Below are 15,628 nucleotides of genomic sequence, written 5' to 3' on the forward strand. Positions count from 1 at the left end.
CCCTCGGCTAGTAGGCGCCGTCCCCGCGTGTGACGACACCGATGGTCCGCGCGATCAGCGCGACATCGAGCACCATGGACCAATTCTCGACATAGGACAGATCCAGGCGCACCGAATCCTCCAGCGACAGATCGGACCGCCCGCTGACCTGCCACAACCCGGTGAGCCCCGGCTTCACGAGCAAGCGCCTGCGCATCTCGCCGTCGTAACTGTCGACTTCACGCTGCACCTGGGGCCGCGGCCCCACCACGCTCATCTCGCCGCGCAGCACGTTGAAGAACTGGGGCAGCTCGTCGAGGCTGTACTTGCGCAGGAACCGCCCGACCGGCGTCACCCGCGGATCATCCTTGACCTTGAAGAACACCGGATTGCCGCCGTGCTGCTCGATCAGATCGTCGACCACGGTGTCGGCATCGAGGTGCATGCTGCGGAACTTGATCATCCGGAACGGCACACCGTCGCGGCCGATGCGCTCGGACAGATAGAACACCGGTCCCGCACTGGTCGCCTTCACCGCTGTCGCGATGGCTACCAGGAACGGCGCGCTGAGCACCAGCACCGCCGCGGCGAAACAGAAGTCGAACAGCGCCTTGCGACTGGACTTCGCCCGGCCGTATCGTGGCCGGTCGATGTGCAGCATCGGCATCCCCGCGACGAGGCGGTGCGTCAGCCGCACGCCCGCGATGTCGACGACACCGGGCGCCACGATCAGGTCGACCCCGATCGGATCCAATTCCCACGCCATGCGGCGCAATTCGGCCGGGCCGAGATGGTCGGTGGCCGCCACGGCGACCGACTCCGCCGCGCTGCGCCGCACCGCGTCGAGCACCGACCGGTCGTCGCCGAGCACCGACGGCCCGCCGTGCCTCTCGAATCGCCCGTCGCCCGAGCCCGCGGGGACACACACCCCCACCACGCGATAGCCGGAGCCGGGATCATCGGTGAACGCAGTGGCCATCGCGTGGGCGGCCTCGGGCGAACCGACGACGAGCACCGCGGTGTGACACCGGCCCTCGGCCCGCCAGCGCCGCAGCCGCCCCCGCCAGGCCAGTCGGCCGGCGATGAGAGCGAGCAGGCCCGTGGGCAGCGCGATAGCGAGATAGCCGCGCGCGAAATCGATCCGGAAGAGCAGCGCGAGGATCGCGAGGACGCCGAACAAGCGCAAGGTCGCCGAGACCAGCCTGCGGAATTCCTCGCTGCCGGTGCCGATCACCTGGGGGGCGCGGGTCCCATGACCGTGCAGCAGGGCCAGCCAGCCCGCCGCCAGCGCCAAGGTCACCACCGAGTAGCCGACCTCGTAGGGCAGCGGCCAGGCCAGCGGCGGCGCGGCCGGGCCACCGAAGCGGATGGCCTGCGCGGCGCCGACGGCGCCGAGCACCGCGACGACGTCGGTGACGACCAGCCGCTGTGCGAACGCCGCCTGCCAGCTCTCACGCCGCGTACGGCCCAGCGCCTGTACCGCGGAGGCGACCTCGACTTCGCCGCCGCTGGTGAGCTCGAAGCTCATGAACCCACACCTCACTTCGGGAAACGCACCGTTTCCCGAACCCCGTTGATCCGAACGCGGCCGCAATGACCGTCCTACTTCCCCACGATTCGATGCCCGCCCGCTGATTGTTACAGACCATTTGCTGGTGGTCGCACCGAAATGTCAGCGGCACAACGGATTCCGAAAGTTAGCCAGATATTGCCGACGGCAGCACCGCAGGCAAGCGCAGACCCATGGCTATTCGATATGAATGCAGGACAAACACTTTCCCGAGTGGGTGACATCATAGAGCGACGAGCAATGGTCGCCGACGCCGACAGATAGCCGACCTGGCGAAATACCGGCCGACTTCGAAACATATCACGAATCAATATCGGTCCCAGCGGTTTCAACTCCCGCCCCCGCGGCGCCTGGCTGTAACGTCTCGGACCGCCGGACCGACTTCCGGCATGTCCGGCATCGGCCGTGACAGTTTTCGCGATCGTGTAAAAGGTGAGGCCCCGCGTGCAGTGTCGACTCTGTGATTCCGAACGGCTCACGAGTGTGCTCGACCTGGGTGCCACCCCGCCGTGTGAGAGTTTCCTCGACCGCGACCAGCTCGATCTGCCGGAATCGACCTTTCCCCTGCATCTGCGACTGTGCGAGGACTGCCTGCTGTTGCAGATCCCGGCGCTGATCACCCCCGAGGACACCTTCACCGAGTACGCGTACTTCTCCTCGTACTCCGAAAGCTGGGTGCGCCACGCCGAGCGGTTCGTCGACACCGCCGCCGAGCGTCTCGGCCTCGGCGCCGATTCGTTCGTCGTCGAGGTGGCCAGCAACGACGGGTATCTGCTGCGTCACGCGGTGGCGCGCGGCATCCGCTGCCTGGGCATCGAACCGTCGGTCAATGTGGGCAGGGTGGCGCGCGCGGCCGGTGTGCCCACCGAAACGACGTTCCTGGACGAGGAGTCGGCCGCGCGGGTGCGCGCCGAACACGGGCCCGCCGACCTGGTGGTCGCCAACAATGTCTACGCCCATATCCCCGACCTGCGCGGCTTCACCCGTGCGCTGCGAGGGTTGCTCAGCGATGACGGCTGGCTGAGCATCGAGGTTCACCACGCCCTGAATCTGGTCCAGCTCGGCCAGTTCGACACCGTGTATCACGAGCACTTCCAGTACTACACCGTCCATTCCGCGCAGCGCGCGCTGGCGGTGGGCGGACTGACCGTCGTCGATGTGGAGCTGCTCGACACCCACGGCGGTTCGATCCGGCTGTGGGCCCGGCCCGACGCGGTCGCGGAGCCCACAGCGCGGGTCTCGGAGGTGCTCGAGCTCGAACGGGCGGCGGGCCTGCATGTGCCCGAGGGTTACGCCGCGCTGGGACCGCGCGCGGAATCGGTGCGGCTGGAACTGCTGCGCTTCCTGCTCGACTGCCGGGCGGCGGGCAAGCGGGTCGTCGGGTACGGCGCCCCGGGTAAGGGCAACACTCTGCTCAACTACTGCGGTATCCGGCCCGACCTGCTCGAGTACACCGTGGACCGCAACCCCTACAAGCACGGCCGCTACACCCCCGGCACCCGCATCCCGATCCATCCACCGGAACGCATCGATGCCGACCGCCCGGATGTGGTGCTGGTGCTGCCCTGGAATCTCGAAACCGAGATCACCGCCCAGTTGCGCCATGTCGGCGACTGGGGTGGCGAACTGGTCTATCCGCTGCCGGTGCTGCACCGCGGCGACATTCTCGGCGACCCGGTGGCAGCCGGTGCCATGGAAACGAAGGTGAACCGATGAAGGTCGTGTTGTTCTGCGGCGGTTACGGCATGCGCATGCGCGGCGGGTCCGAGGACGTCGTGCCCAAGCCGATGCAGCTGGTCGGCCCGCGCCCGCTGCTGTGGCACGTGATGCGCTACTACGCCCACTACGGCCACAAGGAGTTCGTCTTGTGCCTGGGTTACGGCGCCGAGCACATCAAGAACTTCTTCCTCACCTATCAGGAGACGGCGTCCAACGATTTCGTCATCCGCGACGGTCAGGTCCAGCTGCTCGGCACCGATATCAGCGACTGGTCGATCACCTTCGTCGACACCGGGGTGGAGTCGGCGATCGGCGAGCGGCTGCGGCGGGTGCGTGAACATCTCGACGGTGACGAGTACTTCCTGGCCAACTATGCCGATGTGCTCACCGACGCACCGCTGGACACAATGATCGAACGTTTCCACGCCTCGGGTGCGGCCGCGTCGATGATGGTGGTGCCACCGCAGTCCTCGTTCCACTGTGTGGATATCAGCGAGACCGGTGAGGTGAAGAACATCATGCCGGTGGCGCGAATGCCGTTGTGGGAGAACGGCGGCTACTTCGTGCTGAGCCAGGAGATCTTCGATCTGCTGCCACCCGGCGGCGATCTGATCGCCGATGCGTGCGATGCGCTGGCCGGGCAGGGCAGGCTCTTCGGCTACCGGCATCTGGGCTTCTGGAAACCGGCCGACACGTTCAAGGAGCGCGCCGAACTCGACGACGCCTACCGCGACGGTGCGCGTCCGTGGATGGTGTGGGAATCGGCGTGATCGGACTGTTCACCCGCCCGCCGAAGCGGATCGCGGTGCTCGGCGCGCACTGCGACGACATCGCGATCGGGATGGGCGCCACCCTACTGGCGCTGACCGGCGCCGATCCCGAGGTGGAGGTCCGGGCCCTGGTGTTGTCGGGGGCGGGCACCGCGCGGGCGGACGAGGAGCGCGCGGCACTCACCGCGTTCTGCTCCGGCACCAAACCCGACCTCGAGGTGCTCGACATCCCCGACGGTCGCGCGCCCGCGCACTGGGACCGGATCAAGGACGCACTGGCCGGGTTCCGGCGCGGCGGCGAACCCGAGGTGGTGTTCGCCCCGCATCGCGGCGACGCCCACCAGGACCACCGGCTGCTGGCCGAACTCGTGCCGACCGAGTTCCGTGACCACCTGATCCTCGGCTACGAAATCCTCAAGTGGGAGACCGACACCCCGGCACCCACCCTGTACCACCCGCTCACTGCGGAACTCGCGCAGCGCAAGTCGCGGCTGCTGCACGAGCACTATCCGTCGCAGACAGGCCGCGACTGGTTCGACGAGCAGGCCTTCCTCGGTCTGGCCCGGATGCGTGGTGTGCAGTGTCACGCGCCCTATGCCGAGGCCTTCGTGCTCGACAAGGCGATCATCAGATGGGAACAGACGTGAACATGCGGGTACTGGTCACCGGGCACCAGGGCTATCTCGGCACCGTGATGGTGCCGGTGCTGCGGGCGGCGGGCCACGAGGTCACCGGTGTGGACATCGGCTACTTCGCCGACTGCCTGCTCGGCGAGTTCGCCGGTGACCCCACGGGCTTGGCGGTGGATCTGCGCGAGGTCACCGTCGAGCAGGTGCGCGGTTTCGACGCGGTGATCCACCTGGCCGCGCTGTCGAACGATCCGCTGGGCGCGCTGGCTCCCGAGATCACCTACGACATCAACCATCACGCGTCGGTGCGGCTGGCCCGCCTCGCCAAGGAGGCCGGGGTGCGCCGCTTCCTCTACGCCTCGACCTGCTCGGTGTACGGCGCCGCGGGTGCCGAACTGGTCACCGAGGACGCGCCCTTGCGCCCGATCACTCCGTACGCGCAGAGCAAGGTGCGTGTCGAGGACGACGTCGCCGCCCTGGCCGATGCCGATTTCACGCCGGTATTCCTGCGCAACGCGACGGCTTTCGGCTTCTCCCCGCGGCTGCGCGCCGATATCGTGCTCAACAATCTGGTCGGCTACGCGGTGCTCACCGGTGAGGTGAAGGTGCTCTCCGACGGCACGCCGTGGCGCCCGCTGGTGCACGCCGAGGACATCGCGATCGCCTTCGCCACCTGCCTGACCGCGCCCGCCGCCGACATCTCCTGCCGCGCGTTCAATATCGGCACCGAGGTCAACAATCTGACCGTCGCCGAGATCGCCGCCGCGGTGGTGGACGCGGTGCCGGGTTCGCGACTGCTGATCACCGGCGAGAGCGGCGCCGACCCCCGCTCGTATCGTGTCGATTTCTCTTCCGCGCGTAAGGTTCTCGGTTTCGAGGCGCGGTGGACGGTGCCCGCGGGCGCCGAGGAGCTGTTCACCGAGTACACCGCGCGCGGGCTCACCTCCGACGCATTCTTCCGCCGGTTCACCCGGTTGCCACATCTGCAGGGGCTCTGTGACGCGGGTGAACTCGACGCGCAACTGCGCCGGATCAGTGCGCCGGCGCCAGCGTAGCGCGCAGCTGCGCCCAGCTGCCCGCCTGCGCGTCGCGCGCCGAGACGATGCCGGCGGGCAGGGGCCAGTCGATGGCCAGGTCGGGGTCGTCGTAGGCGACCCCGAGGTCCTCGGCCGGGTCGTGCGGGCGGTCGATGCGGTAGCAGACGTCGGCGACCTCGGTGAGCGCCTGGAATCCGTGCAGGAACCCGGGCGGCACGTACAGGTGGTGGAAGTGCTCGTCGTCGAGCCGGAACCCTTGGCGCGCGCCGAAAGTCGGCGAGCCGGGCCGGATGTCGACGAGCACGTCGTGCACGGCGCCGCGTGCGCAGCGCACCAGTTTCGCCTCCCCGCGGCCACCGCGTCCGTGCAGGCCTCGAATCACACCGCGCCTGGATCGCGACTGCGAGTCCTGCACGAACGCCGCGGCGGCGCCCTCTCTCCCGAGGTGGGCGTCGAATTCGCGGGCGTCGAAGGTTCGGGTGAACAGCCCGCGCTCGTCTCGGAACGGCTCGGGAACGAGCATCACCACGTCGGCCAGTTCGGTCCGCTCGATACGCACGGGGACATCCTGCCATGACTCGCCGGTGCCGCGGCTGCGGAAATTCCGAGCTCACCATCGTTCTCGACCTGGGTACGGTACCCGCGGCCGATCACTTCCCACCGCACGACAGCCCCGTCGATCCGGCCGAGACCGGTCATCCGCTGCGGATGGACCAGTGCGTGGCGTGTGGGCTGGCTCAGCTGGCCGACGACGACACCGTCACCGCCGAACCGCGCGGCATCGAACCGCAGGCACTGCGCGATCAGGCGGCGGCTGCCGTGCGGCTGGTGCACGCCGCCGGTCTGTTGCACGGGTCGACCGTGACCGAGTTCGGCAGCCCGCACGGCGGCACCTGGCTCCCGTTGCTCACCGAGCACGGCTTCACCGAGCGGACCGAGGGCGCGGCCGAGGTGGTGCTCGATTGCTTCGGCATCATGCACGAGCCCGATCAGCGGGCCGCGTTCACCGCGCGCGCCGCAGCGACCGCCCCGGACGGTGTGCTGCTGGTGCAATACCACTCGCTGGCCGCCATCCTCGGGCAGGGGCAGTGGAATGCGTTGCGGCACGGGCATTTCGCGTACTACTCCCTGGCGACGCTGCGGACCCTGTTGCGCGCGGCGGGGATGAGTGTGGTGACCGCGTGGGAGTTCGAGCTCTACGGCGGCACCGTGCTCCTGGCCGCCCGCCACGGTGAGCACGCCCCCGATCCGGCTGTCGAGCGGGTGTCGGCTACCGAAGCCGAGGTGCTCGGGGGGTCGGCTCGGGCCCTGCAGCAGGTCGTCGACAAGCACGTTCACGCACTGCGCGAGTGGCTGGAAACCGCTGCCGCACAAGGCACTCTGGTATACGCCTACGGCGCAGCGTCCCGCGCCGTCGCCCTGCTGTCCATGGCGGGCGCGCGACGTAGCCTGCTCGCCGGTGTCGCCGATGCCTCCCCCGCCAAACAGGGCCGCCGGATGCCGGGCACCGATGTACCCATCATCTCCCCCGCCGAACTCGTCGCCGCCGACCCCGGCGCCGTCCTGCTGACCCTGCCCGATCTGCTCACCGAAGTGCGGGCCCGGCTCCCCGAGCTCGAGGGCCGCTGGTTCGTCGACGACCCGGCCGGGCCGACGGCACGCTGAGGTTCGAGTGGTCCACGCCGAGCAGCACATCGACCATGCGGGGCAGAGTGCGGGACCGGTCGTGACGGGTGGCGATATGCGCGCGGCCCGCTTCTCGTAGCCGTGCCCGCAGCTGCGGGTCGTGCACGAGCCGGCGCAACGCCTCGCCCAGCGCGGCCGGATCATCAGGGGCAACGCACAGCGCCACATCGTCGGTGACATTGCCGCCGTGGTCGGTGGCCACCACGGGAACACCCAGGCTCATCGCCTCGAGCACCGCCAGCGGACCCGCTTCGGGCAGCACACTCGCCGACACCAGCACATCCCATCCGCGCACCGTCACCAGCGGGTCGACGTGCCCGAGGAAGCGAACCCGGCCCGCCAGATCGGGGCGGGCAGCCCGCTCCCGCAGTTCGGCCAGATACGGTTCGTCCCCCGGCAACGCGGTGCCCGCGATCTCGATGCCGACCTCGGGCAGTTCGGCGGCGGCGGCCAACAGCACGTGATGGCCTTTCCACGCGGTGATCACGCCGAGAATGCCGATCACCGGCGGCCTGCGCTCCACGATCGGGGCGGCCTCGACCGGCCACGTCACCCCCAGCCACGCGACATCCACGTCGAATCCCAGCGCCCGCACCGGCGCGGCCGCACGCTCGGAGACCGCGACCGCCCGGCCGACAGCCCGACGTCCGATCCTGGCGACCACGAATTGCCTTCGGCTGGCGAGAATGTCGTGCACCAGCCAGACCGTCGACCGGCGGCGCGGCACCGACAGGGCTACCGCGGGCAGGGCCATGGTCGAGTTGACCACCAGCTCGACCCGGCCGCCACGGAACACCTTCCGCAGCACGATCGCGGCCTGGAACCATCGCCACAGCATGACCAGCGCGGCCCGGATGCGCGCCGCACCCCGCTGACCGGTCAACCCGAGTTCCCGAATCGGGAGGTGGCCGACCGAGTCGGGCAGCCGGGCGCTGAGCGGGCCTGTCGGGCAGACCACCACCACCCGGTGGCCGCGCGCCACAGCCACTTCGATGACATCGAGCATGACCTTCTCGGCGCCGGACGCCTGCGCGGTGTGGGCGACGAACACCAGTTCCCGCGTCCCGCTATCGGCCGGCACGCAGCACCTCCGCATGGGTGCGCAACACGGTCACGGCCGGCTTTTCAGTGTAGTCACGGCGCAGCATCCCGAAATTCTGTTCGAGATCGTTGCTGTCGGGACCGGCATCGACCAGGGAGTAGACGAAGACGGGTCCGACATCGTGGATCGCGGTGACCAGACCGAGTCCCTGGTCGATGATCCTGGCCTGCACGTCCTCGCTAACAGCCCGCGCACCTGTTCCGGTCGGCGCGCCGAACTCGGTGGGCCACAACTGCATGGCGGTGTCGTGGTGGGAGTCCATGATCCGCCGGATCCGCATCAGGTTCCCGAACGCGTTGTACCAGCTCTGTGAGTCCGGCAGCTCAGGATAGGAGTACGGGTGCACGGCGATCGCGTCGAAGTCGGCGTCGGCGCCGAGTTGATAGAGGGCCTCGACGAACGAGGTCGGCGAGATGTCCTGGCCGTTGTCGTCCGCGGGCGCCAGCCCGCCGACGAGGACCTGACCGTGCGGCTGCCGCGCGCGCACCGCCTGGGCGGCCTGGCGCAGCAGATGGGCGTAGGTGGCGACATCGGGGCGCGGCGCGAAGAACGCCGTGACGTTGGGTTCGTTCCAGATCTCCCAGTGCGCGATCTGGTCCTTGTAGTGCTCGACGGCGTCACCGACGAAGCGGCCGAACAACACCGGCTGCGGCGCGGCTTTGCTGCCGCCCACACCACCGTGGGGGCCTGCCCAGGCCGGTGCGTAGGTGAGGATCGCCAGCACCGACAGATCGTGTGCCCGTGCCGCCTGTACCGCGCGGTCGGTCGCCGACCAGTCCTGTTTTCCGCGAACGGGTTCGATCACCGACCAGTCGATGTCGATGCGGACCCAGGTGGCGCCGGTCGCGGCGACCAGACCCATCTGCCGATCCAGTTCCTCGGCGCTGAGCTGGAGCCAGGAGTGGCCGCCGGAGATTCCCAGACCTGAGGGGATCACGGTGTCAGTGCTCGCGGTCGGCTCCGGTGCGCAACCGAGCACTGTCGCCAGGACGACCACCGCGATGATCCCCGCTCGAGCGATCCGCCACAGTGTCATCAGTTTTCGGCCCTCGCAAGCTTCGTATCGTCAATCCCTCGGTCCTTCGCATGATGCTTCCGGCGATGAGAAGGTATATCAGGCCGGCCATGGCCGAGATGAGAATCCACGGTGGGCCCCAGCGGTGCTGAATCGCGGTCGCGGCGGCGATCACCGCGACCGCCACACCGGTGACCGCGAGCAGCGTCGTCACCGGCAGCAGCCGCCGCATCCGCACGGTCGCCAGCACAGCCAGCCAGACTGCGGCCAGCAGCACCACCTGCGCCGCCAGGCCCGCGATGACGGCGCCCTCGTAGGACATCCGCGCGATCAACGGCCACGCCAAGGCGAGGTTCACCCCCAGCGCCGCCGCCGCGATCCAGGGGATCACGTTGTTGCGGCCGGTGGCCATCAACGCCACCAGGCCCAGGTGTGCCAGGGCACCGAGCAGCCCGCCGACGACCTGGATACGGCTGGCATCGGCCGCGGCAACGAAGTTCGTGCCGAACAGCAGTCCGACCACCTGACCCGCGACCGGCCAGAAGGCCACCAGCGCGGTCAGCCCGAGCACGATCAGGGCCGCGTTGGCCTGGCGGAAGAAGCGCCGGAACCGCAGCGGATCATCCGGCCACAAGGCGATCAGCAGGGTCGTCAGCGGTCCGACCACCGCCACCGCCGCGGTATCGAGCAGGTCCGAGAACTTCATGCCGACCGCGAAGAAGCCCACGGACTCGAAGCTGTCGAAATGTCCGAGCAGCAGCAGCCCGACCTTCTGCAGCATGATGATCAGCGCCAGCCCGATACTCAGCGGCAGCGCCTCGCGCAGCATCGGGCTCCACCAGCTCAGCTCGATGCGCCGGGCCGGGATGGGCCCGCCCAGCCCACGCGCCACCGCGATGATCTTCACCGTCACGGCAACGACCTCGTAGGCGATGGCGGGCACCACCACGAGGAGCAGAGTCGGCGCCCACAGCACCGCCGCCACGGTCAAGGCCAGCTGCACGCACCGGGCCAGGGACTCGGCGGCGGCGACCAGGGTGAGGCGCATCGTGGACTGGAACAGGATGGTCAAGGCATGGCTCGGGGTGGCGATCACCACCACCAGTCCGGCGAGCGCGGTGGCCGCAACCACCGGTGCCGGACAACGTAAGACGACCACATACCCGATGGCCATCGCGTAACCGACCAGTCCGAGCACCGTGCGCAACACGATGAAGGAGGTGGCGATCTCGGCGGCCTCGGTGGGGTCACCGTGCACGAGTTTGCCGATGACCGCACGCCCGACCCCGAGGTCGGTGATGATCGCGAGCATGCCGAGCAACCCGAAAACGAAAGAGAAATAGCCCCATTCGACAGCCGGGAGCATGCGGGCGATGAGAGTGGTGCCGAGCAGGCCGAGCACGGCGGCGAAGATCCGGGCGGCCAGCATCGCCGCGGTGTTGTTGGCCGCGGCACGACCCGACTGCGCGCGGGACCGATTCTCGGTGAGGCCACCGCTGGGCCGGGGTTGCGCGGAGACGGCCTCGTCCGTCATGGCATCAGCCCGGCCGCACGATAGGCGGCGACCGTCGCTTCGGCCGTCGCCTGCCAGCTCAGTTCGGACATCGCGGCGAGCCCGCGCGCACGCAGGTCCCGGTTGGCCGCGTCGTCGTGGAGCAGGGGGCGGATGGCACGCACCCACGATTCGGTGGTCGCGTCGGCCACCAGTACCGCGCCGTCACCGCAGACCTGGGGCAGCGCACCGACCGCGCTCGCCACGACCGCGCCGCCGCAGGCCATCGCCTCGACCGGCGGCAGCCCGAAGCCTTCGTACTGCGAGCTGTAGGCGACCACGGTGGCGGCCGCGTACAACGCGGGCAGATCCGCGAGGTCGACGTAACCGAGCCCGATCGCGCCGCTCGGTGCCTGCGGACCATCGGATCCGGCGCCGGCCAGCACCAGCGGGACGTCGAGGTCGCGTGCCACCTCGGCCAGCATCCCGACTTGTTTGCGTGGTTCGACGGTGCCGACCTGCAGCACGAACCGCTGCGGCAGCTGATACCGCGCGCGCACCCGCGTCACGGCGGCCTCGTCCGGCTCCCGCGCCCATTCGGCCGGAGCCAGCGGCACCACCACCGCCTCGCGACCGAACCGCTCCGCGATCCGCTGCGCGGTGAATTCCGAGACGGCGATGAGCAAGTCGGCCCGGGTCAGCGACATCCGCACCAGCAGCTGCTCACCGCGTGCCCGATACCGGCTGAACGCCCACGGCACATCGAAGACCGACAGGTCGTGCACCGTACTGACCGTTGCGCCCGGCCCGGACAGGGGAATATCGACATCGAGACCGTGGAAGACATCAACGCCGCGCAGGGGCGCGATACCGTGCCAGGCCCGGCGAGCCCCCGCCGCGACCGGCCGCGACAACGCCGCGATGCCTGATGGCAGCGTGGGTGCGGCGTCGGCCTGCACCAGCGCCGACATCGCGGTTGCGGGCATCAGCCCGGCCATCCGCCCCAGCAGCTCCCGCTGATAGGTAGCCACCCCTGCCCCGTTCGGGCGTAATGCCAGCGCACCGAAACACAGTGTGGGACTGGAACTTTCACTGTTCACGTTACCTGCTCGGAGACAGAGCTGCGCTCGGCGGCCGGGGACGGGGACTGCTGCTGGGTGACGGCACAGCCGACGACCGCGGCCAGCAACCAGAAGTAGAAATCACTCGGGAAGATCTCGAAGTAGCTCGACGCCACCGCCGCCACCGCGCTGGCCAGCACGGCCGCCGCGACACCGAGTGCCAGGGCCGAATCGGGCCCGCGCATCGTGCGGGACGAGCGCAGCGCCATCAGGTAGATCACCACCAGGATCGCCGAGAACAGCCACACCCCGATCGGCCCCAGTTCGATGAGCAACTTCACGTAGTAGTTGTCGGGTTGATAAGGGCGGCCATAGATTTGGACTTCGCCGGTGGCGTACGGCAATTCCCCGGCCATCGGGCCCAGTTCCTCGACAAGCAGCCGCGCGGCCGCGGCCCCGGTCGAGCCGAGTCCGTCGCCGAAGGGATGACTGCCGACGGTCCGCATGACGGTGTTCCAGCCGGTCCCCCGATCGGCCAGGCTCGACGAGGAGAACAGCGAACTGCTGGCCTGCGACGACACCGCGATCCCGCCGATCGCGACCACCGCCACCGAGCCGACGATCACCGGCATCAACTGGCGCCGGTAGCGCACCACCGCCAGCAGCAGGGCACCGACCAGCAGCCCGGCCAGCGCGGCACGCACCACACTCGCCGCCACACCGAGGACCAGAATCGGCGTCGTCATCAGGAACAGCCGATTGCGCGGTCGTCTGGGATTCGCGAGTGCGACCGACCCGCCGACGAGCAGGACCATCACCAGGTAGAACGCATACGGAAACGGCTGGTTGAAGGTGCTGAACGAACGCAGCAGGCCGCCGGCGAAGCGAATCGTCTCGTTGTACTTGTAGCCCATCTGCGCCAGGCCCGCGCCGCCGATCACCTGCTGGGCCAGGCCGAACAGCGCGATCGCCACCGACTCCACCATCATGATCGTCACCAGCAGGTCACGGTCGCGCGCGGTGAACGGGCGCAGATACAGGATCAGCGGGACCACGATGAAGTAGAAGAACGTGATCTTGATGGCGAACAGTCCGAGCGTGCCGGCCGTGACGAACGCCGACACCACCCCGAAGACACACAGTGCGGCGCCGAAAGACCACCACGGCACCACCGGACGCGCATCGGTCTGCCGGTGCGGGACGAAAACGGCCACCAGCAGGGTGAGTCCGAGCAGCGCCTCCTTCCAGCCGTTGACCTGCATCCAGCCCGGCGCGATCTCGAGCAGACCGTTGAACGGGACCAGTGCGGCGACCAGCAGCACGCCACGCTGCGGCCGGAACCGGATCCAGCGCAGGAACACCCAGCCCACCGGGATGGCGGCCAGGTACAGCAGCGGGCCCATCGAACTCAGCCCCGCCCGGCCAGGTGCTTGGTCCGCGCACCCAGGCGCACCAGCGCCTGGCGCAGCACCTTGCCGTCGCCGGCCAGTACGTCGACCGGACCGACCAGGCCGCGGTATTCGCGCCGCGCGTGGTGGTTGAACCGCAGCACATCGGAGAATTTGCTGAGGGTCGACGTCGTGGAGGAATGGTTGAACACCGAAGCCCGGTTGATCGCCAGCACCCGGTTGTGACCGTAGAACCTGCCGCGCGCACACAATCGCGCGACGAGATCGATGTCCATCGCATAGAAGAAGTCGGTGCGAAATCCCCCGGTCGCCTCGAATTCGTGGCGCCGGAACAGGAACGCGGCGGTCGGGCACAGCTCGTCGGGCAGCTTGCGCACGAACGCGCCGAGCGCCCTACGCGACGAACACCGCCCGACCAGATTCCCCAGCCCCCGAGCCCGGGCGAGCACCGCGCCCTCATCGTCGATGACGTCGAACTTGGCGCCGGCGACGGCGACCTCGGGATCGCGCAGCGAATCGACCTGCGCCGACAGGCAATCCGGGGTGATCAGGTCGTCGGCACAGACGAGTTTGACCAGATCGCCTCGGGCCTGGCTCATCACCCGATTCCAGTTGTCGACCATCGGCAGCACGGTGTCGTTGGTGCACAACCGGATTCGCTCGTCGTCGAAGGAACGCACCAGGTCACCGGTGCCGTCGGTGCTGGCATTGTCGAGCACGACGATCTCGAAGTCCGCGAAATCCTGCGCGCGGATCGACTCGATGGTCTCGACAATCGTGCGTGCCGCGTTGAATGCCGGGACGCACACCGACACGGGTACCCCCACCACAGCACATCCTCCACAACACTCATCGGGCCCGCGCCGCCCGACGCGTGCCCGTTTCGTGCACAGTACCCGCCTGGCAACCGAGATTCACATCGACATCGGTACAGATCGTTTACCCAACGCGTGGTCCGGGTACCCCTGATACCCCCACGTGCGACCGAGTTAGCGGCGCAGGGGAACCCCAGCTAACATCGCGGAAGCAAGATCGGCGAATTGTGGGGTAAGCGTGAGCGAGACCGACCCGGCGGACACCGGCGACGCGGACCCGGGGCGCCCGGCGATGTCCGGGGTGAACATCGCCGACCATCTGCGCCAACTGGTTCGCGCCCTGCCGATCGCCCTGGTGGTCGCAGCCCTCGTCGGCGGTGCGGTGTGGCTGGTCCGCGACGGCAGCGCCCGCACCTACGAAGCGAGCCTCACCGCGCAGATCTCCCAGCAATCCATCGGCGCGGTGTTCAACGAGCTGACCCAGCCCTACATCGTGCTGGTCACCGAGAGCCGGGTGCTCTCGGATGTGGTGAAGAACGGGCTGGCGCCCTCGGAGAACGACCTGCGCCCCAGGGTTTCGGCGATGACCGGGCCCGCCCCGTCGCTGCTCATCATCAAGGCGCAAGCCGGGTCGCCCGAGCAGGCCGAAAAGCTGGTGCTGGCGGTGCAGCAGTCGCTCGACAGTGTCGCGTCCCAGATGCGCACCGAGGCCATCGCCCGTTCGGCCGCCGATCTCGAGGTGCATCGGCGGGCCGTCGAGGACACCTTCACCAAACGGCTGGCCGAGGATCCGCTGCGCCCGGAACTCAGTTTCGATGCCAGGGATGTGGCCCGCGAGATGGAGTTCCGCCAGGTTCTGGGCATGCCGCGCCTGACCGTGATCGCCAATCCGACCTCGGAACTGGTCGCCCCGCACCCGGTCCAGGAAGGCCTGTTCGCGGGGCTGGCCACGCTGATCATCGTTGCCGAGACGGTGGTGCTGGCGCGTGGTGCGCTCAGCCGCCGCACCGGTGGAGCCGGTGGGGTCAACGGTCGAACCGGTGGTTTCCGGCGCGGCCGGAAAGCTGAGACCGCGGTCGCCACAGCCGTCCCTGTTCCCACCGCGGCACCCGAGCCGACACCCGGTCCAGCCCCGACCCCGGCCCCGGCCCCGACCCCGACTCCGGCCCCGGCCCCGGCCCCGGCCCCGGCCCCGGCCCCGGCCCCGAAGCGTGACGCCAGGACCTCGACGCCGGTGGCCTACGACCCCGAGACCACGGTGCTGCCCCGGCAATGGCCGGTTCGTGCCGCCCCGGTGCCGAAGACCACCGGATCGCGCGACGGCTAGACATGGTGTTGTCGCGC

Annotated in this window: 14 protein-coding genes; 6 read left to right on the top strand and 8 right to left on the bottom strand. The window is 69.0% G+C overall.

The window, feature by feature from the left end; genetic code table 11:
- Positions 1–7: 7 nt before the first annotated feature.
- The gene (locus tag IEY60_RS32165) at positions 8–1,507 is read right to left on the bottom strand and encodes a sugar transferase (protein ID WP_189034292.1); all 1,500 of its coding nucleotides are present in this window, start codon (positions 1,505–1,507) and stop codon (positions 8–10) included.
- A 486-nt stretch (positions 1,508–1,993) separates the two neighbouring features.
- On the opposite strand from IEY60_RS32165, the gene IEY60_RS32170 reads away from it, so the two are divergent.
- The 4 genes from IEY60_RS32170 to IEY60_RS32185 are packed head-to-tail and all read left to right on the top strand — an operon-like array spanning position 1,994 to position 5,722.
- On the top strand, positions 1,994–3,265 hold the full coding sequence (locus IEY60_RS32170; protein WP_189034293.1) for a class I SAM-dependent methyltransferase: 1,272 nt from the start codon (positions 1,994–1,996) through the stop codon (positions 3,263–3,265).
- Positions 3,262–4,038: a sugar phosphate nucleotidyltransferase gene (locus IEY60_RS32175; RefSeq protein ID WP_189034294.1), complete on the top strand. Its 777-nt coding sequence runs from the start codon at positions 3,262–3,264 to the stop codon at positions 4,036–4,038. Before IEY60_RS32170 ends, IEY60_RS32175 begins: the two co-directional genes overlap by 4 nt.
- On the top strand, positions 4,035–4,685 hold the full coding sequence (locus tag IEY60_RS32180; RefSeq protein ID WP_444543811.1) for a PIG-L deacetylase family protein: 651 nt from the start codon (positions 4,035–4,037) through the stop codon (positions 4,683–4,685). The genes IEY60_RS32175 and IEY60_RS32180 overlap by 4 nt, the downstream gene beginning before the upstream one ends.
- A gap of 2 nt (positions 4,686–4,687) precedes the next feature.
- Positions 4,688–5,722, top strand: a complete 1,035-nt coding sequence (locus IEY60_RS32185; protein WP_189034331.1) for an NAD-dependent epimerase/dehydratase family protein — start codon at positions 4,688–4,690, stop codon at positions 5,720–5,722.
- Here the strand turns inward: IEY60_RS32185 and rfbC are convergent.
- Positions 5,700–6,263 (bottom strand): dTDP-4-dehydrorhamnose 3,5-epimerase, encoded by a 564-nt coding sequence (gene rfbC, locus IEY60_RS32190; RefSeq protein WP_189034295.1) that lies wholly within the window; start codon positions 6,261–6,263, stop codon positions 5,700–5,702. The two genes, IEY60_RS32185 and rfbC, sit on opposite strands and share 23 nt — an antisense overlap.
- A 14-nt stretch (positions 6,264–6,277) precedes the next feature.
- On the opposite strand from rfbC, the gene IEY60_RS32195 reads away from it, so the two are divergent.
- Entirely contained in the window at positions 6,278–7,369 is a 1,092-nt protein-coding gene (locus IEY60_RS32195; protein WP_189034296.1) for a class I SAM-dependent methyltransferase, read from the top strand.
- Here IEY60_RS32195 and IEY60_RS32200 read toward each other — a convergent pair.
- The 6 genes from IEY60_RS32200 to IEY60_RS32225 form a co-directional block, all read right to left on the bottom strand.
- The gene (locus tag IEY60_RS32200) at positions 7,290–8,471 is read right to left on the bottom strand and encodes a glycosyltransferase family 4 protein (RefSeq protein ID WP_229740315.1); all 1,182 of its coding nucleotides are present in this window, start codon (positions 8,469–8,471) and stop codon (positions 7,290–7,292) included. The genes IEY60_RS32195 and IEY60_RS32200 overlap by 80 nt on opposite strands.
- Positions 8,458–9,528 (bottom strand): glycoside hydrolase 5 family protein, encoded by a 1,071-nt coding sequence (locus tag IEY60_RS32205; protein ID WP_189034335.1) that lies wholly within the window; start codon positions 9,526–9,528, stop codon positions 8,458–8,460. The genes IEY60_RS32200 and IEY60_RS32205 overlap by 14 nt, the downstream gene beginning before the upstream one ends.
- A complete protein-coding gene (locus IEY60_RS32210; RefSeq protein WP_189034298.1) occupies positions 9,434–11,041 on the bottom strand; it encodes an oligosaccharide flippase family protein in 1,608 nt (535 codons plus the stop codon). The genes IEY60_RS32205 and IEY60_RS32210 overlap by 95 nt, the downstream gene beginning before the upstream one ends.
- Positions 11,038–11,970 (bottom strand): glycosyltransferase family 4 protein, encoded by a 933-nt coding sequence (locus IEY60_RS32215; RefSeq protein WP_189034332.1) that lies wholly within the window; start codon positions 11,968–11,970, stop codon positions 11,038–11,040. The genes IEY60_RS32210 and IEY60_RS32215 overlap by 4 nt, the downstream gene beginning before the upstream one ends.
- A 125-nt stretch (positions 11,971–12,095) precedes the next feature.
- On the bottom strand, positions 12,096–13,463 hold the full coding sequence (locus tag IEY60_RS32220) for an O-antigen ligase family protein (RefSeq protein ID WP_189034299.1): 1,368 nt from the start codon (positions 13,461–13,463) through the stop codon (positions 12,096–12,098).
- A gap of 5 nt (positions 13,464–13,468) precedes the next feature.
- Complete coding sequence (locus IEY60_RS32225; RefSeq protein WP_229740316.1) at positions 13,469–14,299, bottom strand: glycosyltransferase; 831 nt, start codon at positions 14,297–14,299, stop codon at positions 13,469–13,471.
- 223 nt (positions 14,300–14,522) lie between these two features.
- Between IEY60_RS32225 and IEY60_RS32230 the strand changes: the two genes are divergently transcribed.
- Complete coding sequence (locus tag IEY60_RS32230; protein ID WP_189034300.1) at positions 14,523–15,611, top strand: GumC domain-containing protein; 1,089 nt, start codon at positions 14,523–14,525, stop codon at positions 15,609–15,611.
- Positions 15,612–15,628: the final 17 nt, after the last annotated feature.

It is taken from the genome of Nocardia rhizosphaerihabitans, from assembly GCF_014646295.1.
Classification (GTDB): domain Bacteria; phylum Actinomycetota; class Actinomycetes; order Mycobacteriales; family Mycobacteriaceae; genus Nocardia; species Nocardia rhizosphaerihabitans.

What these genes read in the sequence shown, in the direction of transcription:
- IEY60_RS32165 (WP_189034292.1), bottom strand. Translation starts at nt 1,507, where the DNA reads ATGAGCTTCGAGCTCACCAGCGGCGGCGAAGTCGAGGTCGCCTCCGCG.
- IEY60_RS32205 (WP_189034335.1), bottom strand. Translation starts at nt 9,528, where the DNA reads ATGACACTGTGGCGGATCGCTCGAGCGGGGATCATCGCGGTGGTCGTC.
- IEY60_RS32215 (WP_189034332.1), bottom strand. Translation starts at nt 11,970, where the DNA reads ATGTCGGCGCTGGTGCAGGCCGACGCCGCACCCACGCTGCCATCAGGC.
- IEY60_RS32195 (WP_189034296.1), top strand. Translation starts at nt 6,278, where the DNA reads ATGACTCGCCGGTGCCGCGGCTGCGGAAATTCCGAGCTCACCATCGTT.
- IEY60_RS32185 (WP_189034331.1), top strand. Translation starts at nt 4,688, where the DNA reads ATGCGGGTACTGGTCACCGGGCACCAGGGCTATCTCGGCACCGTGATG.
- IEY60_RS32175 (WP_189034294.1), top strand. Translation starts at nt 3,262, where the DNA reads ATGAAGGTCGTGTTGTTCTGCGGCGGTTACGGCATGCGCATGCGCGGC.
- IEY60_RS32210 (WP_189034298.1), bottom strand. Translation starts at nt 11,041, where the DNA reads ATGACGGACGAGGCCGTCTCCGCGCAACCCCGGCCCAGCGGTGGCCTC.
- IEY60_RS32220 (WP_189034299.1), bottom strand. Translation starts at nt 13,463, where the DNA reads ATGGGCCCGCTGCTGTACCTGGCCGCCATCCCGGTGGGCTGGGTGTTC.